The organism is Enterobacter cloacae complex sp. BZL2005 (assembly GCF_049238885.1).
Taxonomy (GTDB): Bacteria; Pseudomonadota; Gammaproteobacteria; order Enterobacterales; family Enterobacteriaceae; genus Enterobacter; species Enterobacter roggenkampii.
The window spans coordinates 55,553-72,689 of the sequence record NZ_JBMKGI010000001.1 but is presented as its reverse complement, the minus strand read 5'-3'; the positions used below and the strand labels follow the sequence as shown (position 1 = coordinate 72,689).

Genomic DNA, 17,137 nt, shown 5'->3' with positions numbered 1-17,137 from the left:
AATAGCGGGAAGAGCACGCTATACCTTGCAGGCGATTAACCTGATACGCTAAGGGAGATATTATGCAGAAGAAATTAAAAGTCGTAACCATTGGTGGCGGCAGCAGCTATACCCCGGAATTACTCGAAGGTTTCCTGAAACGTTATCATGAATTACCGGTCAGCGAATTATGGCTGGTAGACGTTGAGGAAGGTCAGGAGAAGCTGAATATTATTTTCGACCTGTGCAAGCGCATGGTGGAAAAAGCGGGCGTGCCTCTGACCGTGCATAAAACCCTCGATCGTCGTCTGGCGCTGAAAGATGCGGATTTCGTCACCACCCAGCTGCGCGTCGGCCAGCTGAAGGCGCGTGAGCTGGACGAGCGTATTCCCCTGAGCCACGGGTATCTGGGGCAGGAGACCAACGGCGCGGGCGGCCTGTTTAAAGGCCTGCGCACCATCCCGGTGATTTTCGACATCGTCAAAGACGTGCAGGAGATCTGCCCGAACGCGTGGGTCATTAACTTCACCAACCCGGCCGGTATGGTGACCGAGGCGGTCTATCGTCATACGAACTTCAAGCGCTTTATCGGCGTCTGTAATATTCCGATCGGCATGAAGATGTTCATCCGCGACGTGCTGGCGCTGACCGACAACGACGATCTCTCCATCGATCTGTTCGGCCTGAACCACATGGTGTTTATTAAAGATGTCATCGTGAACGGAGAATCGCGCTTTGCCGAGCTTCTCGACGGCGTGGCCTCCGGTCGTCTGACGGCGGCATCGGTGAAAAACATCTTTGACCTGCCGTTCAGCGAAGGGCTGATCCGCTCGCTGAATCTGCTGCCTTGCTCGTACCTGCTTTACTACTTCAAGCAGAAAGAGATGCTGGCCATTGAAATGGGCGAGTATTATAAGGGCGGCGCGCGTGCGCAGATCGTTCAGAAGGTCGAAAAGCAGCTGTTCGATTTGTATAAAGACCCGAACCTGAACGTCAAACCGAAAGAGCTGGAGCAGCGCGGCGGGGCCTACTACTCCGATGCGGCGTGTGAAGTGATCAACGCCATCTACAACGACAAGCAGGCTGAGCACTATGTCAACGTCCCGCATCACGGCCATGTCGACAATATTCCGGCTGACTGGGCCGTTGAAATGACCTGCATCCTGGGGCGCGAGGGGGCTAAACCGCATCCCCGTATCACCCACTTCGATGACAAGGTCATGGGGCTGATTCATACCATCAAAGGCTTTGAAGTGGCAGCAAGCAACGCGGCGCTGAGCGGGGAGCTCAATGACGTGCTGCTGGCCCTGAACCTCAGCCCGCTGGTGCATTCTGACCGTGACGCGGAGCAGCTGGCCAGCGAGATGATCCTGGCGCATGAAAAATGGCTGCCGAACTTTGCCGCCACGATCGAGAAGCTGAAGTTCAAACAGCAATAAGAGGACGTACAATGGAAAACCTGCTGATCGTTAATGCTGATGATTTTGGTCTCTCGAAAGGTCAGAACTACGGCATTATTGAAGCCTGTCGCCGGGGGGTTGTGACCTCTACAACGGCCCTGGTTAACGCTGAGGCGGTTGAACACGCGGCGCAGCTGAGCCGCGAGGTGCCAGAGCTGGGCGTCGGCATGCATTTTGTGCTGACGCTCGGGATGCCGCTTTCGCCAATGCCGGGCCTGACGCGCGACGGCCAGCTGGGTAAATGGATTTGGGAACGGGCGGAGCAGGGTGCTCTGCCGCTTGAAGAGATTGCCCGCGAGCTGGAGTGCCAGTTCAACCGCTTCGTTGATGTGTTTGGTCAGGCGCCGACGCATATCGACAGCCATCACCACGTGCATATGATCCCGGCAATTTTCCCTGTTGTCGCCGGGTTTGCGCAGCGCAAAGGCGTGGCGATGCGCGTGGATCGCGAGGTGCACGAATTGCCGGACTGCGCTGTTACATCCACTGAGGGGTTCAGTAGCGCGTTTTACGGAGAAGAGATCAGCGAAGCGCTGTTCCTGAAGGTGCTGGATGATTCCGCTGCCCGCGGTGAAACCTCGGTGGAAGTGATGGCGCATCCTGCCTTTGTCGATAACACCGTGCGTAAAAGTGCCTACTGCTGGCCGCGGCTGGCGGAGCTGGACGTGCTGACGTCGGCCTCGCTGAAATACGCGATTGCCGAACGCGGGTATCGGTTGGGGACGTTCAGGGAGCTGTAAGAGTTGCCGGGTGGCGGCTTCGCCTTACCCGGCCTACGAACGACCTGCTAACTCTTGTAGGCCCGGTAAGGCGAAGCCGCCACCGGGCTTTTTTTTACGCCGGAATCTGATCGATCTTACAGCTGCGTGACCAGACGCGGTGCGCGGCGAGCAAATCAAACAGCTTCGTCATGAAGGCATCGTCAACGTTATCGCCCTCGACAATGCCGTCCTCACCCTGATCGGCCACCTTCAGCTGCGCTTTAAACTGTCGCGCGTCGCCGGACAGCGCGATCGGTTTCAGGTGCTTATAGGCTTCCAGCAGATAATAGACGGCGTCGCCGTTGGTCAGCAGACTGGCAAGATCTCCGCCCGGCACAATCACCGCATCGACGGTGAGCGATGGCGCACCGGCAAAGGTCGCCGCGACCGGCAGCACAGAACCATCGTCGGCCGTCACTTCACCCATGCGGGAATAGAGCAGTTTGGCATGCACGCCCTGGGTTTTTAGCGCCTGCATGATCCCCAGCACGTCGCTGGCGCGGGTTTTGTCGTTCAGCAGAATGGCAACCACGCGGCCTTTAATCGAGCCGCCCGGCAACGCATACAGGCTCAGCGACGGATCTTTCTTCACGCCGTTAACCTCTTTCGGCGGAGCGAGGTTACGCTGCTCGTCGGTCAGCGTAATGCCCAGGTTGTCCGCGACGCTCTGGGCAAGCTGAACATCAATATGCGCCAGCTGATCGACCACGCGCTCGCGGATGTAGGTGCGCACCACTTTACTCAGCTCAAAGCTGAAGCCGCCGATGATGTGCTGTTGCTCAATCGGCGTCTGGCTGTTCCAGAACAGGCGAGGGTGGGCGTAATACTCGCCGAACGAGGGGCTGCGCTCGCGAATTTTATTGCCATCGATACGCTCCTGATAGGATTCAAATCCACCGCGTTTCGGTCCGGGAGGCGTTTCACGCGGCCAGTTATCGTTGATGGAGTTCGGCTCATAGTTCGCCGGGTTGGTATCAATATCCTGACGGTGCATCCCGTCGCGCTGGAAGTTGTGGTACGGGCAGGTTGGGCGGTTAATCGGAATTTCGTGGAAGTTCGGCCCGCCAAGACGGCTGATCTGCGTATCGGTATAGGAGAACAGGCGTCCCTGCAGGAGCGGATCGTTGGTGAAGTCCAGCCCCGGCACGATATGCCCCGGGTGGAACGCGGCCTGCTCGTTTTCGGCAAAGAAGTTATCCGGGTTGCGGTTGAGCACCATTTTACCCACCAGCTGCACCGGTACCAGCTCTTCCGGGATCAGCTTCGTCGGGTCCAGAAGGTCGAAATCGAACTTAAATTCGTCCTCTTCCGGGATGAGCTGCAGGCCGAGCTCGTATTCCGGGAAGTCGCCCGCTTCAATGGATTCCCAGAGCTCGCGGCGATGGAAGTCCGGATCGCGCCCGGTCAGCTTCTGCGCCTCGTCCCACACCAGCGAGGCTTTACCCGCCACCGGCTTCCAGTGGAAACGGACAAACGTGGCTTTCCCCTCGGCGTTGATCATTCGGAAGGTATGGATGCCAAACCCCTCCATGGTGCGGTAGCTGCGGGGAATCCCGCGGTCTGACATCGCCCACATCACGTTGTGTAAGGTTTCAGGCTGCAGGGAGACATAGTCCCAGAAGGTGTCGTGCGCACTTTGTCCCTGCGGTATGGCCCAGTGGGGCTCCGGTTTTACCGCATGGACAAAGTCAGGAAATTTATGCGCGTCCTGAATGAAAAACACCGGCGTGTTATTGCCGACCAGATCGAAAATCCCCTCTTCGGTATAAAACTTGGTGGCAAAGCCGCGGATATCCCGGACGGTGTCTGCCGAACCTGCGCCGCCCTGTACGGTGGAGAAACGCACAAATACCGGGGTAATTTTATCCGGGTCGGAGAGGAAGTCCGCTTTGGTGATCGCCTTCAGGCTCTTGTAGGGCTGAAAGTAGCCGTGCGCAGCGGAACCGCGTGCGTGGACGATGCGTTCCGGTATCCGCTCGTGGTCAAAATGGGTGATTTTTTCCCGCAGAATGAAGTCTTCCAGCAGGGTTGGCCCGCGCGAGCCTGCGCGAAGTGAGTTCTGATCGTCAGCGATGCGCACGCCCTGATTGGTGGTGAGCGCAAAACCTTCGCCGCCTTTACGGTGTGGCTCAAGCGATTTCAGCTTCTCGTTTCCCGTATCCGGGGATTTCATGCTTCCCGGTGCGGTAGGCTGTTCGCCCGGTGCGGAAGGGCCCGGGGAGGGGCGGTGAGAGCCGTCAGAAGGGGCGAGAGAGTCCATGCCCGGTTGAGATTCTTCAGTGCCATGAATCGGTGATTGATGTGTTTTATCTTTGTTCGACATTGCACGCTTCTCCTTTATCCATTGCTAAAAACCCTATTAAGGATAGAACAATGTCGTGAGATGGCTCGCGAACTAAGAGTTTTCACATGCCATCATTAACGAAAGGAGCCATCTCACCCACTCGGAGCGCGACGGAAGGCAGCAGGATCGGCTATCATAGAATTTTCCTGCTTCAAGAATTTGCTTTAGTGAATCCGTCGCTTATGAAACCTCTTCGTCAACAAAACCGCCAGGTTATTAGCTATGTGCCCCGCGTTGAGCCCGCGCCGCCAGACCATGCCCTGAAAGTGGAGGGTTTTCGCGATGTGTGGCAGTTACGGGGGAAATTCGTGGCCTTTGTGCTGATCGGCGAACATTTCCGTCGCTCTCCCACCTTTACGGTGCCGGAGTCCGCACAGCGGTGGGCGATGCAGATCCGCCAGGATGAAGAGGTTGAAGAATAACAGCCATAAAAAAACCGCCTGTTGGCGGTTTTTTTATATCTACAGCGATTAACGATGCGCCAGTTCGGCGTCGTCTTCACTTTCCAGAATCGCTTTGTCGGTCTGCTTCAGCCACTGGCTGGTCAGCGTACCGGCGGTCATGGAGCCGCTGACGTTCAGCGCGGTACGGCCCATGTCGATCAGCGGCTCAACGGAGATCAGCAGGGCAACCAGCGTCACGGGCAGGCCCAGCGCAGGCAGCACAATCAGCGCGGCGAAGGTTGCACCGCCGCCAACGCCCGCAACGCCTGCGGAGCTTACGGTAACAATCCCGACCAGCGTGGCGATCCAGACCGGATCCAGCGGGTTGATGCCGACTGTAGGAGCAACCATTACCGCCAGCATCGCCGGGTACAGACCCGCACAGCCGTTCTGACCAATGGTGGCACCAAAGGAGGCAGAGAAGCTGGCGATGGATTCAGGCACGCCCAGACGACGAGTCTGTGCTTCAACGTTCAGCGGAATAGACGCGGCGCTGGAACGGCTGGTGAAGGCAAAGGTCAGTACCGGCCAGACCTTACGGAAGTATTTCAGCGGGCTGACGCCGTTCACGCCCAGCAGGATGCCGTGCACCACGAACATAATGCCAAGGCCCAGGTAAGAGGCGACAACGAAGCTGCCCAGCTTAATGATGTCCTGCAGGTTAGAGCCGGCAACCACTTTGGTCATCAGCGCCAGCACGCCGTAAGGGGTGAGCTGCATGACCAGACGAACCAGCTTCATCACCCAGCTTTGCAGGGTATCAATCGCGGTCAGCACGCGTTCGCCTTTTGGCGCATCGTCTTTCAGCAGCTTCAGCGCCGCCACGCCCAGGAACGCGGCGAAAATAACCACGCTGATGATGGAGGTTGGGCTCGCACCGGTCAGGTCAGCAAACGGGTTCTTCGGAATGAAGGAGAGCACCATCTGCGGCACGGTCAGGTCAGCCACTTTACCGACGTAGTTGGTCTGAATTGCGGTCAGACGCGCCGTTTCAGCGGTACCCTGAACCAGACCCTCTGCGGTCAGGCCAAACAGGTTAGTGACCAGCACACCCACCAGCGCGGCAATCAGCGTGGTGAACAGTAGCGTACCAATGGTCAGGAAACTGATTTTTCCCAACTGGGTCGCGTTATGCAGGCGGGCAACGGCGCTCAGAATAGAGGCGAACACCAGCGGCATAACGATCATCTGCAGCAGCTGAACATAGCCGTTACCGACAATGTTGAACCACTGAATGGAATCTTTCAGTACTGGATTATCGGAGCCATAAATAGCCTGTAATGCCAGACCAAATACGACACCCATGGCCAGACCAACCAGCACCTTTTTCGCCAGGCTCCACTGTTTATGGCGCGCCTGCGCGAGAAGCAATAGCAATACAACGAACACAACGACGTTCGCGATGAGTGGAAAATTCATCCCCGTTCTCCTGATTTATTATCGGGTCGGTTTTTACCGATCCTGTTGGCGGAAGGTTAGCAGAAGTGTGATGTCGCGCTTATATCCAAATGGAATGGGTTATGACAAATGGGATGGTTTTGTTGGTTTACTGTTCAATCTGGTGGTGAATAAAGCGATTGAACTGAAATTGCAGCGAATTAATCATCTGGGAAGACCAGCGGACTGCACTGTTTTCGGGCAACGTTTGCGGCATCCAGACGGCGTAAGCAAACAGCGCCATGCACAAGACGCGCTCCAGCTGGTTCCCTTTCTGCGGTGCCAGGATAGGAAAACGGAAGCGCCAGCGGCAGGGCCACAGCAGCGGTACGCCCGCAGGCGTCAGCATATCGGCCAGAATATGGCTCAGATAGCCCAGCACCATCCCCTGAATGGCATCGGCGGGGACGATCCAGCTTTCGGGCACTTTTAAATAGAAAAGCGTCAGCAGGCAAAACACGGCCAGCAGGCTGTGCGTAAACCCCCGGTGGCCGAACGCGCGGGCGATGGGTTTTGACACCCACTTCAGGCGCTGACCGAGGAAGGACTTGGGATGGTCAATATCGGGCAGCAGACAGGTCAAAACGGCGGAAGGGACGATATGCCACCAGTCCCCCTGCGCCAGCACGGGGGTGAGTTCAGCGTTTTTGGCAAATACTGCGCACGCGATAGAAAAAAGCAGGTGGCCTTCCGCCGTCATGATAAAACCCATAAAACTGTCAATTCATACAGTATAGGGTTTTTATACAGTAGGCGGAAGAGGTGACGGTGTAACTGTTTGTCACAAACTGCAGGAGGGTCTTAACCGCCCCGCAGGTGATGCGCCGTGAGTTCTGCCAGTGAAATCAGCTTCACATCGGCAAGGGCAAACCGGGGATCGTGGCGGCCTTCTTCCGCAGGCACCACAATGGAGCGCATCCGCGCGGCTTTAGACGCTATCATGCCGTTAACGGAATCTTCCAGCGCAACGCAGTTGAGGGGATCCACGCCGAGCTTAGCGGCACAGTCCAGATAGACCTGCGGGTGCGGCTTGCTGTAGGGCAATTTCTCAGCGGACGCCAGCGCGTCGAAACTGTCGCGCAGTTCAAACATGATGAGCACTTTTTCCAGCATATGCAGCGGTGACGCCGAGGCCAGGCCGACCTTGAGTCCCTGGGCTTTACACAGCGCGACGGCCTCACATACGCCGGGCAGCAGCGGCTTGCTCTCTTCTACCAGCGAAATGGCGCGGCTGATAATGCGCGCGGTCACTTCATCACGACCCGGTCCAGCCCACGGCTGTTGGGCAAACCACAGGTCAACCACCATATCGATGCGCAGGCCCAGCGTATCGGGAAGTTCATTACGGCGGCTGATATCCACGCCCAGGCTGGCCATGACCTCCAGTTCGGCGCGATCCCACAACGGTTCGGAATCGATCAGTAATCCATCCATGTCAAAAATTGCGGCAAGAATTTGGCGCGGTGTCGACATCACAACGTCTCCTTATCCAGGGTGTTCGACAGACGATAAGTGCTAAGCACACTCTGCAATTTAGCATATTGCTTTTAAAGAGCGGGCGAAATTGATGACCAGCAGGTAGACTTAGGCACAAATAACGCGTCTTTATGAAGAGGAACTGATGACGTATCAACAAGCTGGACGCATTGCGGTCTTAAAACGTATTGCTGGCTGGGTGATTTTTATTCCTGCCGTCATTTCTACGCTGATTTCTGTACTCAAATTTATGTACGATCACAGCGAAAAACAGCCGGGTATCAATGCGGTTATGCTTGATTTTGCGCATGTGATGATTGAGATGATGCGTTTTAATACGCCATTCTTGAATGTCTTCTGGTTTAACTCACCGACCCCGGATTTTCAGCATCAGCTGAATATCGGCTTTTGGGTGATCTACGCCCTGATCTTTGTTGCGCTGGCGCTGCAGGCCTCTGGCGCGCGAATGAGCCGTCAGACGCGCTTCTTACGCGAGGGCGTCGAGGACCAGCTCATTCTGGAGCAGGCCAAAGGCTCGGAAGGCATGAGCCGGGAGCAGATTGAATCCCGCATTGTTGTGCCGCGTCACACCATTTTCCTGCAAATTTTTCCGCTCTATATCCTTCCCGTGATTATCATTGTGGCAGGATACTTCTTCTTCTCACTGCTCGGTTTTCTGTAACCGATACGGGTGGCGGCAAAGCCACCCGTTCGCGTCTCAGGCGGCAAGCATGCGCTCAAGCGCCCGCTGGGCGTTAACCAGGTGTTCCCCACCAAAAAGTATGGCGCGGTTCATCAGCGTATAAAGCTGATACACCGGTTGACGATCGAGGAAGCCGGGCGGCAGGGGAGAAACCGACTGATACCCGTCGTATATCTGCGGCGGTTGTTCTGGGTGCAGCGGCAGCATGGCAAGGTCGCACTCTCGGTCACCCCAGTAGCAGGCCGGGTCGAAGATATAGGGGCCGTTGGGCCCCAGCGCGCAGTTATCGGACCACAAATCACCGTGGAGCAGAGACGCCTGAGGCTGGTGAGAGGCCAGACGCTGCTGCACGTGTTCGACGATGGCATCAATATTGCCAAATTCCAGCCCTTTTTCGGCGGCAAGCTCTAGCTGCCAGCCAATGCGCTGCTCGGCAAAAAACGTCGACCAGCGACGCTGCCAGGCATTGGGCTGCGGCGTGGTGGAAAGATCGTTGTCAAAATCAAGGCCAAACTGCGGCTGGTCGCTCCACTGATGGAGGCGCGCTAGCTGCTGGCCAAGAATGAAAGCGTTATGGGCATCCAGCGGACGGGCGGGGAGATATTCCATGACCAGAAAACTGTAATCGCGGTCGCTACCGACGGCCAGAACCTGCGGGACCGTCACCGTTTTACTGCGCGACAGCAGCTCCAGCTGATCGGCTTCGGCGGTAAATATCGGAAGCAGCTCGCGTTCATCGCATTTTACGAAGAGATCGCGCCCTGCGTAGCGTAAATGCCACGCGGCGTGGATCTCTCCGCCTGGCAGTTCGTTACGCAGTTCAATTTCACCTTCACCCAGCTGCTCACTTAAAAGATGACTGATAGCCTGCCACATGTTGACTCTCCCATGTTGTCTGCCAGATCATAAAGTTAGCGCATTATTGCGGTAAAAAAATACGAACTAACGCACACCTGAGCGGTTTAATTTCATACAGGGCACTTATTGTTCTTTTTTCTGCCAGCTTTCCCAGGTGTCGACGTCAATTTCGGCTGGCTTGTCGGTCACACTTTCCACCAGGCTGGCGGCCAGCGCATGGACCTCTTCTTTATTCAGGGCACCGATCAGACCAAATGCCAGGGTGCCTAAATCATGAATATTGCCTTCGTCATCCGTCAGGGTGAGGAGAAAATTAGCCCGGGTGAAGGCATTGTTGAGCTCATTTAACTCGGTAAGCGATGCTTCATGAAGGTTGACGGTTACGACATAACGAGTGATGTCACCACTGCTCATAATTCACCTCATTGTTATCATGGAAGTTTTCTTAGCATAGTCGATAGTTTGTGTTTGGCGACTCGGGGATGACGTTCCCCTCCATGCAGATGAAGGGGAACAGACGTTAATTTCGGGACAGGTAATCGACGATTTTTTGCGTATCGGCCAGCGAACAGAGGCGCGTGCCCTGGTTGATGGTGGCGGCGCTACCCGCCGCCACGCCGTAGCGCGTCATCTCCAGCAGTGACGAGCCCTGCGCAAGCTTAAGCGTCATCGCGCCCACCATGCTGTCACCCGCGCCAACCGTGCTCTGGCTCTTCATCGGCGGTGGAACAACCTGAACGGACGACGTTTCATCGACGGCCAGCGCTCCCTGCGGACCGAGGGAAACCACCACGCGTCGCGCTTTTCCGCTGCGTACCAGCTCCTGCGCGGCGGTGCGCACATCGTCAGGCTGCGTCAGTTCGCGGTTGACCAGCGCGCTTAGCTCTTTCTGGTTGGGTTTGACCAGCTCAAGATTGCCCGGCACTAAGGCCGCCTGCAGGGCCTCGCCGCTGCTGTCGACGATGCAGCGGATACCGCGTTGCTGCGCCGCCTGAATCAGCGCGGTTAATTTTTCCGTACTGACGCCGGGCGGCAGGCTGCCGCTGACCACCAGCAGCGCGCCGCTTTCTATCGTCAGCACTTTCTCTTCAAGCTGACGAAACTCGTCATCGGTGAGTTTCGCGCCCGGCATGACAAACCGGTACTGCTCGCCGCTGGATTCCACGTGGACATGCAGGTTATGCCGCGTCCAGTCTTTCGCCTCGACGGTCTCTACGGCCACCTGTTCATCTGCAAGCAGGGAGACCAGGTGTTCACCGGTAGCACCGCCTGCGGGGAAAATGGCCGTGGCTTTGCCGCCGAGGTGGGTAATGGCGCGCGCCACGTTGATACCGCCACCGCCGGGCTCAAAGACCGGGGCGCTACAGCGCAATTTACCTTCCGGATAAATCTGCGGCGTCAGGGTGGCGGAATCAAGGGAAGGGGAGAGCGTCAGGGTGTAGATAGGAACCATCATTACCTCCTTTTAGCATGGGTTCCTTTTAGTCTGGCACCATTTGTCAGGAAGGCAATGTAAATAACAGTATGATTTTAAATATGAATAGTGAATAAAAGTGAGGCCGGAGACATATAAAATAAAACGCTTTTTGGGATCGTTCTTATTCAAAAAATGAAATAAGAAAACATTGCTATGTTATTTGCGGCTTTTTATAATTTGTTACCTTTCTCTGGACGCCTTGTCATTGATCCTCAAGAAAGATTCCGGGACCGTGTGGTCTCTTTTTTTGTTGTACGGACTCCTTAATAAAATGAAGCTTTTAAAGACAGTGCCCGCTGCACTGATGCTGGCGGGTGGCGTGTTTGCGGCTATGAACGCGACCGCCGATGATTCCGTTTTTACTGTCATGGACGATCCCTCCACCGCGAAAAAACCGTTTGAAGGTAACCTGAACGCGGGGTACCTGGCACAATCCGGTAACACCAAAAGCTCTTCTCTGACGGCGGACAGTACGCTTACCTGGTACGGTAATACCACCGCCTGGTCTCTGTGGGGTAATGCCAGCAATACGTCCGCTAATGACGAACGCTCTTCCGAGAAATATGCGGTAGGCGGACGTAGCCGTTACAACATGACCGACTATGACTACCTGTTTGGTCAGGCAAGCTGGTTAACCGACCGTTACAACGGTTATCGCCAGCGTGACGTGTTCACGGCGGGTTATGGTCGTCAGTTCCTGAACGGTCCGGTACACAGCCTCCGTTTTGAATTCGGTCCCGGTGTGCGTTATGACGAGTACACCAATGGCGATACCAAAACCCAACCGCTCGGTTACGCTTCTGGTACCTATGCCTGGCAGATGACTGATAACACCAAATTTACACAGGGTGTTTCTGTATTTGGTGCCGACGACACGACGCTGAACTCTGAGACGGCGCTCAACGTGGCCATCAACGAACACTTTGGTCTGAAAGTCGCCTACAACGTGACCTGGAACTCTTCACCACCAGAGTCTGCACCGGATCATACCGACCGCAGAACCACGGTTTCACTGGGTTATAGAATGTAATAGAGACGGGCCGATGATAATGTCGGCCCGTTTATTCTCTCTGATCTTGTGACGTCCCTTCTGATGAGCTCTACTCGCCCCTAACCCCAAATCATCGCTGCCCAACGGAGTAACAGCATTGCGCCGCATATGGCAATCAGCACCAGCACCATTTTCCAGTGTTTTACGGCAAATCGTTTTGTTGGCATAACCTAATCCTTGTTCGTTGATATCCACAGTCTACCAAACAGGGCCTGAATATGCCCCTTCGCAGGAACGATTGGGTTATGCCAGCGTAGGGGGCGGTTCAGAACCAGTGGAATCGTTCGGCGAGAATCAACAATAAACCTGTGGCGGAAAGGATGTTCAATATCACAACCGTTCTACTGGATACGTTCATGGTATGCACCTTTGGGTTTAAAGACCTGTTCAAGAGTAGCTCTGCATTTCTAAATTGCGAGCGCCGGGAATATGCAACCTGCAAATTCATGCGAAAGTGCCAGCACATCAATCTGCCAGCAGAGGGTGCAATCTCCCTTTTGTTAGTGTTAACATTGCAAGGCTTGCCGTATATCCGGCGTTGTCTGATTTTCCGGCAGGTGAATGATGACGAACCAATTTGACGATTGTTGGTCAGATGGTGTCGTAATCTATTGTCAAATCACGATTATTTTCTTTGTATATGCTCTTATGTGTGGGGCATCACTGCAAATAAGGATATAAAATGCCTGTAATTACTCTTCCTGATGGCAGCCAACGCCATTTCGACCGCGCTGTTAGCCCAATGGATGTTGCCCTGGACATCGGTCCTGGTCTCGCGAAAGCGACCATCGCCGGCCGTGTCAACGGTGAGCTGGTGGATGCCTCCGATCTGATCGAAAACGATGCGACACTGGCCATCATCACCGCAAAAGATGAAGAAGGTCTGGAGATCATTCGTCACTCCTGCGCGCACCTGTTGGGCCATGCCATCAAACAGCTGTGGCCAAACACCAAAATGGCGATCGGTCCGGTTATCGATAATGGTTTCTACTACGACGTTGACCTTGACCATACCCTGACTCAGGAAGATATCGACGCGCTCGAAAAACGTATGCACGAGCTCGCCGAAACGAACTATGACGTCATCAAGAAGAAAGTCAGCTGGCACGAAGCGCGTGAAACCTTCGTGAAGCGCGGCGAGAGCTATAAAGTCTCGATTCTTGACGAAAACATTTCGCATGATGACAAGCCTGGCTTGTACCATCACGAAGAATACGTCGACATGTGCCGTGGACCGCACGTGCCGAACATGCGCTTCTGTCATCACTTTAAGCTGATGAAGATCGCAGGCGCCTACTGGCGCGGCGACAGCAACAACAAGATGTTGCAGCGTATCTATGGTACCGCATGGGCCGATAAAAAAGCCCTGAACGCGTACCTGCTGCGCCTGGAAGAGGCGGCGAAGCGTGACCACCGTAAAATCGGCAAGCAGCTTGACCTGTACCACATGCAGGAAGAAGCGCCGGGTATGGTGTTCTGGCATAACGACGGCTGGACCATCTTCCGTGAACTGGAAACCTTCGTACGCTCCAAGCTGAAAGAGTACCAGTATCAGGAAGTGAAAGGACCGTTCATGATGGACCGTGTGCTGTGGGAAAAAACCGGCCACTGGGACAACTACAAGGATGCGATGTTCACCACCTCGTCTGAGAACCGTGAATACTGCATCAAGCCAATGAACTGCCCGGGCCACGTTCAGATCTTCAATCAGGGTCTGAAATCCTACCGCGACCTGCCGCTGCGTATGGCGGAGTTCGGTAGCTGCCACCGTAACGAGCCATCAGGTGCGCTGCACGGTCTGATGCGCGTGCGTGGCTTTACGCAGGATGATGCGCATATCTTCTGTACCGAAGATCAGGTCCGTGATGAAGTTAACGCCTGTATTCGTATGGTCTACGATATGTACAGCACCTTTGGCTTCGAGAAGATCGTGGTCAAACTCTCAACGCGTCCGGAAAAACGTATCGGTAGCGATGAGACCTGGGATCGCGCAGAAGCGGATCTCGCCGTGGCGCTGGAAGAGAACGGCATTCCGTTCGAATACCAGCTGGGCGAGGGCGCATTCTACGGTCCGAAAATTGAATTTACCCTGTATGACTGCCTCGATCGCGCATGGCAGTGCGGTACTGTACAGCTGGACTTCTCCCTGCCGCAGCGTTTAAGCGCCTCTTATGTTGGCGAAGACAACGAGCGTCAGGTGCCGGTAATGATTCACCGCGCCATTCTCGGTTCTCTGGAGCGCTTCATCGGCATCCTGACCGAAGAGTTCGCCGGCTTCTTCCCAACCTGGCTTGCGCCGGTGCAGGTGGTGGTGATGAACATTACCGATTCTCAGGCAGATTACGTTAAAGAATTGACGCAGAAACTACAAAATGCGGGCATTCGCGTAAAAGCAGACTTGAGAAATGAGAAGATTGGCTTTAAAATCCGCGAGCACACTTTACGTCGTGTCCCGTATATGTTGGTCTGTGGTGATAAAGAGGTGGAAGCAGGCAAAGTTGCCGTTCGCACCCGCCGTGGTAAAGACCTGGGCAGCCTGGACGTAAGTGAAGTGATTGAGAAGCTGCAACAAGAGATTCGCAGCCGCAGTCTTCAACAACTGGAGGAATAAGGTATTAAAGGCGGAAAACGAGTTCAAACGGCACGTCCGAATCGTATCAATGGCGAGATTCGCGCCCAGGAAGTTCGCTTAACAGGTCTGGAAGGCGAGCAGCTGGGGATTGTGAGTCTGAGAGAAGCAATCGAAAAGGCTGAAGAAGCTGGAGTAGATTTAGTTGAAATCAGCCCTAACGCCGAACCGCCAGTTTGTCGTATCATGGACTACGGCAAGTTCCTTTATGAAAAGAGTAAGTCTTCTAAGGAACAGAAGAAGAAGCAAAAAGTTATCCAGGTTAAGGAAATCAAATTCCGTCCTGGTACCGACGATGGCGATTATCAGGTAAAACTCCGCAGCCTGATTCGCTTTCTGGAAGATGGCGATAAGGCCAAGATCACACTGCGTTTCCGCGGTCGTGAGATGGCCCACCAACAGATTGGTATGGAAGTGCTTAACCGCGTCCGTGACGATCTGAGTGAACTGGCAGTAGTCGAATCCTTCCCTACGAAGATCGAAGGCCGCCAGATGATCATGGTGCTCGCTCCTAAGAAGAAACAGTAAGGCCTTCAAGCAGCAAAATCTGTGGAGCCTTCGGGTTTCATAGGTTTTGTTCGCCTATGTTTCGTTTATTTAACAATGCGAAGTGGAAGTTATTAAAATGCCAAAAATTAAGACCGTACGCGGTGCTGCTAAGCGCTTCAAAAAAACCGGTAAAGGTGGTTTTAAGCACAAGCACGCTAACCTGCGTCACATTCTGACTAAGAAAGCTACCAAGCGTAAACGTCACCTGCGTCCAAAAGCCATGGTTTCTAAAGGCGATCTGGGCCTGGTCATCGCGTGCCTGCCGTACGCATAAGTCGTTTCGTTTAACTTTTTTAACTTAGAATAGATACAGGAGAGCACACATGGCTCGCGTAAAACGTGGTGTAATTGCACGTGCACGTCACAAGAAAATTTTGAAACAAGCTAAAGGCTACTACGGTGCGCGTTCACGCGTATACCGCGTTGCCTTCCAGGCTGTTATCAAAGCAGGTCAGTACGCTTACCGTGACCGTCGTCAGCGTAAGCGTCAGTTCCGTCAACTGTGGATTGCGCGTATCAACGCAGCAGCACGTCAGAACGGTATTTCTTACAGCAAATTCATCAACGGCCTGAAAAAAGCCTCTGTTGAAATCGACCGTAAGATCCTGGCTGACATCGCAGTATTCGACAAAGTAGCGTTCACCGCTCTGGTCGAAAAAGCGAAAGCAGCACTGGCATAAGCCAGTTGAGAGAGGGGGCCTGGCTCCCTCTTTTCATATAACCCTGTAAGAAGATTGACATTTACCCGTGCAGGCTTTTCAATAAGGTCTCAACGGTTTTTACCCAACAAGGTAACGCAAGCATGAATGCTGCTATTTTCCGCTTCTTCTTTTACTTTAGCACCTGACTTCAGGAGGCTAGCGCGTGAAAGATGAAACGAAAAACAGCGCCAGATAAGCCTCCCGATGGAGGCTTTTTTTGTGCCTGAATTTGAGAGAATAACTCCACCAAATCGGTGTCTGCACCGACATAATGAGGAAAATCATGTCACATCTCGCAGAGCTGGTTGCCAGTGCAACAGCCGCCATTAATCAGGCCTCAGATGTTGCCGCGTTAGACAATGTCCGCGTCGAATATCTTGGGAAGAAAGGGCACCTGACCCTTCAAATGACAACCCTGCGTGAGCTGCCGCCAGAAGAGCGCCCGGCAGCGGGGGCGGTGATTAACGAAGCCAAAGAGCAGGTACAGCAGGCGCTGAACGCACGCAAAGCCGAGCTGGAAAGCGCGGTGCTGAATGCGCGTCTGGCCGCAGAGACGATCGACGTTTCTCTGCCGGGTCGCCGCATCGAGAACGGCGGTCTGCACCCGGTTACCCGCACCATCGATCGCATTGAAAGTTTCTTCGGTGAGCTCGGCTTTACCGTGGCGACTGGCCCGGAAATCGAAGATGATTACCACAACTTCGATGCTCTGAACATTCCTGGCCATCATCCGGCACGCGCTGACCACGACACTTTCTGGTTCGACGCGACGCGTCTGCTGCGTACCCAGACCTCCGGCGTTCAGATCCGTACCATGAAGGATCAGGCACCGCCAATCCGTATTATCGCGCCGGGCCGCGTCTATCGTAACGACTACGATCAGACCCACACCCCAATGTTCCACCAGATGGAAGGTCTGATTGTTGATAAAAACATCAGCTTCACCAACCTGAAAGGCACGCTGCACGATTTCCTGAACAACTTCTTTGAGGAAGATCTGCAGGTTCGTTTCCGTCCGTCCTACTTCCCGTTCACCGAACCGTCTGCGGAAGTTGACGTGATGGGCAAAAACGGCAAATGGCTGGAAGTGCTGGGTTGCGGCATGGTGCATCCAAACGTCCTGCGCAACGTGGGTATCGATCCGGAAGTTTACTCCGGCTTCGCCTTCGGCATGGGCATGGAGCGTCTGACCATGCTGCGCTATGGCGTCACCGACTTACGTGCATTCTTCGAAAACGATCTGCGTTTCCTCAAACAGTTTAAATAAGG

The 17,137-nt window shown here is 54.5% G+C and carries 20 protein-coding genes and 1 other annotated feature; of the genes, 11 read left to right on the top strand and 9 right to left on the bottom strand.

Annotated features, from left to right (window positions below; translation table 11 throughout):
• The first annotated feature begins 62 nt into the window (after positions 1–62).
• The gene (locus ACOTXI_RS00370; protein ID WP_023292678.1) at positions 63–1,418 is read left to right on the top strand and encodes a 6-phospho-beta-glucosidase; all 1,356 of its coding nucleotides are present in this window, start codon (positions 63–65) and stop codon (positions 1,416–1,418) included.
• An 11-nt stretch (positions 1,419–1,429) separates the two neighbouring features.
• On the top strand, positions 1,430–2,179 hold the full coding sequence (gene chbG / locus ACOTXI_RS00365) for a chitin disaccharide deacetylase (protein ID WP_058654560.1): 750 nt from the start codon (positions 1,430–1,432) through the stop codon (positions 2,177–2,179).
• 94 nt (positions 2,180–2,273) lie between these two features.
• Here chbG and katE read toward each other — a convergent pair whose 3' ends face one another.
• On the bottom strand, positions 2,274–4,523 hold the full coding sequence (katE, locus tag ACOTXI_RS00360) for a catalase HPII (protein ID WP_058654102.1): 2,250 nt from the start codon (positions 4,521–4,523) through the stop codon (positions 2,274–2,276).
• 167 nt (positions 4,524–4,690) lie between these two features.
• On the opposite strand from katE, the gene cedA reads away from it, so the two are divergent.
• Positions 4,691–4,966, top strand: coding sequence for a cell division activator CedA (gene cedA / locus ACOTXI_RS00355; protein ID WP_227009861.1), 276 nt, complete (start codon positions 4,691–4,693; stop codon positions 4,964–4,966).
• Positions 4,967–5,014: 48 nt separating this feature from the next.
• Here cedA and tcyP read toward each other — a convergent pair whose 3' ends face one another.
• The 3 genes from tcyP to hxpB all read right to left on the bottom strand — a co-directional run bounded on the left by tcyP (position 5,015) and on the right by hxpB (position 7,897).
• Positions 5,015–6,406 carry a cystine/sulfocysteine:cation symporter gene (tcyP, locus tag ACOTXI_RS00350; protein WP_008500667.1) on the bottom strand — a complete coding sequence of 464 codons (1,392 nt, stop codon included), beginning with the start codon at positions 6,404–6,406 and terminating at the stop codon, positions 5,015–5,017.
• 127 nt (positions 6,407–6,533) lie between these two features.
• On the bottom strand, positions 6,534–7,124 hold the full coding sequence (locus ACOTXI_RS00345; protein ID WP_058654104.1) for a metal-dependent hydrolase: 591 nt from the start codon (positions 7,122–7,124) through the stop codon (positions 6,534–6,536).
• A gap of 101 nt (positions 7,125–7,225) precedes the next feature.
• Positions 7,226–7,897 carry a hexitol phosphatase HxpB gene (gene hxpB, locus ACOTXI_RS00340; RefSeq protein ID WP_058654101.1) on the bottom strand — a complete coding sequence of 224 codons (672 nt, stop codon included), beginning with the start codon at positions 7,895–7,897 and terminating at the stop codon, positions 7,226–7,228.
• Between the two features lie 148 nt (positions 7,898–8,045).
• Between hxpB and ACOTXI_RS00335 the strand changes: the two genes are divergently transcribed.
• Positions 8,046–8,582: a YniB family protein gene (locus ACOTXI_RS00335; RefSeq protein WP_058654100.1), complete on the top strand. Its 537-nt coding sequence runs from the start codon at positions 8,046–8,048 to the stop codon at positions 8,580–8,582.
• A 36-nt stretch (positions 8,583–8,618) separates the two neighbouring features.
• On the opposite strand, the gene ACOTXI_RS00330 is transcribed toward ACOTXI_RS00335, so the two are convergent.
• The 3 genes from ACOTXI_RS00330 to pfkB form a co-directional block, all read right to left on the bottom strand.
• Positions 8,619–9,479 (bottom strand): fructosamine kinase family protein, encoded by an 861-nt coding sequence (locus ACOTXI_RS00330; RefSeq protein ID WP_008500662.1) that lies wholly within the window; start codon positions 9,477–9,479, stop codon positions 8,619–8,621.
• A gap of 105 nt (positions 9,480–9,584) precedes the next feature.
• Positions 9,585–9,875 (bottom strand): type V toxin-antitoxin system endoribonuclease antitoxin GhoS, encoded by a 291-nt coding sequence (ghoS, locus tag ACOTXI_RS00325; RefSeq protein WP_008500661.1) that lies wholly within the window; start codon positions 9,873–9,875, stop codon positions 9,585–9,587.
• A gap of 106 nt (positions 9,876–9,981) precedes the next feature.
• Positions 9,982–10,914, bottom strand: coding sequence for a 6-phosphofructokinase II (pfkB, locus tag ACOTXI_RS00320; RefSeq protein WP_058654099.1), 933 nt, complete (start codon positions 10,912–10,914; stop codon positions 9,982–9,984).
• A 295-nt stretch (positions 10,915–11,209) separates the two neighbouring features.
• Here pfkB and ACOTXI_RS00315 point away from each other — a divergent pair, with 295 nt between their 5' ends.
• Positions 11,210–11,968, top strand: a complete 759-nt coding sequence (locus tag ACOTXI_RS00315) for a DUF481 domain-containing protein (RefSeq protein WP_021241081.1) — start codon at positions 11,210–11,212, stop codon at positions 11,966–11,968.
• Positions 11,969–12,048: 80 nt separating this feature from the next.
• Here ACOTXI_RS00315 and yniD read toward each other — a convergent pair whose 3' ends face one another.
• Positions 12,049–12,156 carry a small membrane protein YniD gene (yniD, locus tag ACOTXI_RS00310; protein WP_008500658.1) on the bottom strand — a complete coding sequence of 36 codons (108 nt, stop codon included), beginning with the start codon at positions 12,154–12,156 and terminating at the stop codon, positions 12,049–12,051.
• 98 nt (positions 12,157–12,254) lie between these two features.
• Complete coding sequence (gene yncL / locus ACOTXI_RS00305) at positions 12,255–12,347, bottom strand: stress response membrane protein YncL (RefSeq protein ID WP_021241082.1); 93 nt, start codon at positions 12,345–12,347, stop codon at positions 12,255–12,257.
• Positions 12,348–12,671: 324 nt separating this feature from the next.
• Here yncL and thrS point away from each other — a divergent pair, with 324 nt between their 5' ends.
• The 6 genes from thrS (at position 12,672) to pheS (ending at position 17,135) form a co-directional block, all read left to right on the top strand.
• Positions 12,672–14,600 (top strand): threonine--tRNA ligase, encoded by a 1,929-nt coding sequence (gene thrS / locus ACOTXI_RS00300; protein WP_008500657.1) that lies wholly within the window; start codon positions 12,672–12,674, stop codon positions 14,598–14,600.
• Positions 14,601–14,603: 3 nt separating this feature from the next.
• Positions 14,604–15,146 carry a translation initiation factor IF-3 gene (infC, locus tag ACOTXI_RS00295; protein ID WP_023616141.1) on the top strand — a complete coding sequence of 181 codons (543 nt, stop codon included), beginning with the start codon at positions 14,604–14,606 and terminating at the stop codon, positions 15,144–15,146.
• 97 nt (positions 15,147–15,243) lie between these two features.
• Positions 15,244–15,441: a 50S ribosomal protein L35 gene (gene rpmI, locus ACOTXI_RS00290; protein WP_001124225.1), complete on the top strand. Its 198-nt coding sequence runs from the start codon at positions 15,244–15,246 to the stop codon at positions 15,439–15,441.
• Between the two features lie 49 nt (positions 15,442–15,490).
• Complete coding sequence (rplT, locus tag ACOTXI_RS00285; protein ID WP_000124850.1) at positions 15,491–15,847, top strand: 50S ribosomal protein L20; 357 nt, start codon at positions 15,491–15,493, stop codon at positions 15,845–15,847.
• 117 nt (positions 15,848–15,964) lie between these two features.
• Positions 15,965–16,089 (top strand) — a sequence feature (Phe leader region).
• Entirely contained in the window at positions 15,970–16,014 is a 45-nt protein-coding gene (gene pheM / locus ACOTXI_RS00280; RefSeq protein ID WP_001386830.1) for a pheST operon leader peptide PheM, read from the top strand. Its footprint overlaps the feature before it by 45 nt.
• Before the next feature lie 62 nt (positions 16,090–16,151).
• Positions 16,152–17,135 (top strand): phenylalanine--tRNA ligase subunit alpha, encoded by a 984-nt coding sequence (pheS, locus tag ACOTXI_RS00275; protein ID WP_021241084.1) that lies wholly within the window; start codon positions 16,152–16,154, stop codon positions 17,133–17,135.
• Positions 17,136–17,137 lie beyond the last annotated feature (2 nt).

Bases quoted from the DNA above. Each gene is read 5' to 3' on its own strand.
- ACOTXI_RS00330 (WP_008500662.1), bottom strand. From the start codon at position 9,479: ATGTGGCAGGCTATCAGTCATCTTTTAAGTGAGCAGCTGGGTGAAGGT.
- katE (WP_058654102.1), bottom strand. From the start codon at position 4,523: ATGTCGAACAAAGATAAAACACATCAATCACCGATTCATGGCACTGAA.
- rplT (WP_000124850.1), top strand. From the start codon at position 15,491: ATGGCTCGCGTAAAACGTGGTGTAATTGCACGTGCACGTCACAAGAAA.
- pfkB (WP_058654099.1), bottom strand. From the start codon at position 10,914: ATGGTTCCTATCTACACCCTGACGCTCTCCCCTTCCCTTGATTCCGCC.
- ACOTXI_RS00345 (WP_058654104.1), bottom strand. From the start codon at position 7,124: ATGACGGCGGAAGGCCACCTGCTTTTTTCTATCGCGTGCGCAGTATTT.
- chbG (WP_058654560.1), top strand. From the start codon at position 1,430: ATGGAAAACCTGCTGATCGTTAATGCTGATGATTTTGGTCTCTCGAAA.
- tcyP (WP_008500667.1), bottom strand. From the start codon at position 6,406: ATGAATTTTCCACTCATCGCGAACGTCGTTGTGTTCGTTGTATTGCTA.
- ACOTXI_RS00370 (WP_023292678.1), top strand. From the start codon at position 63: ATGCAGAAGAAATTAAAAGTCGTAACCATTGGTGGCGGCAGCAGCTAT.
- ACOTXI_RS00315 (WP_021241081.1), top strand. From the start codon at position 11,210: ATGAAGCTTTTAAAGACAGTGCCCGCTGCACTGATGCTGGCGGGTGGC.
- yncL (WP_021241082.1), bottom strand. From the start codon at position 12,347: ATGAACGTATCCAGTAGAACGGTTGTGATATTGAACATCCTTTCCGCC.
- rpmI (WP_001124225.1), top strand. From the start codon at position 15,244: ATGCCAAAAATTAAGACCGTACGCGGTGCTGCTAAGCGCTTCAAAAAA.
- ACOTXI_RS00335 (WP_058654100.1), top strand. From the start codon at position 8,046: ATGACGTATCAACAAGCTGGACGCATTGCGGTCTTAAAACGTATTGCT.
- yniD (WP_008500658.1), bottom strand. From the start codon at position 12,156: ATGCCAACAAAACGATTTGCCGTAAAACACTGGAAAATGGTGCTGGTG.
- thrS (WP_008500657.1), top strand. From the start codon at position 12,672: ATGCCTGTAATTACTCTTCCTGATGGCAGCCAACGCCATTTCGACCGC.
- hxpB (WP_058654101.1), bottom strand. From the start codon at position 7,897: ATGTCGACACCGCGCCAAATTCTTGCCGCAATTTTTGACATGGATGGA.
- ghoS (WP_008500661.1), bottom strand. From the start codon at position 9,875: ATGAGCAGTGGTGACATCACTCGTTATGTCGTAACCGTCAACCTTCAT.
- pheS (WP_021241084.1), top strand. From the start codon at position 16,152: ATGTCACATCTCGCAGAGCTGGTTGCCAGTGCAACAGCCGCCATTAAT.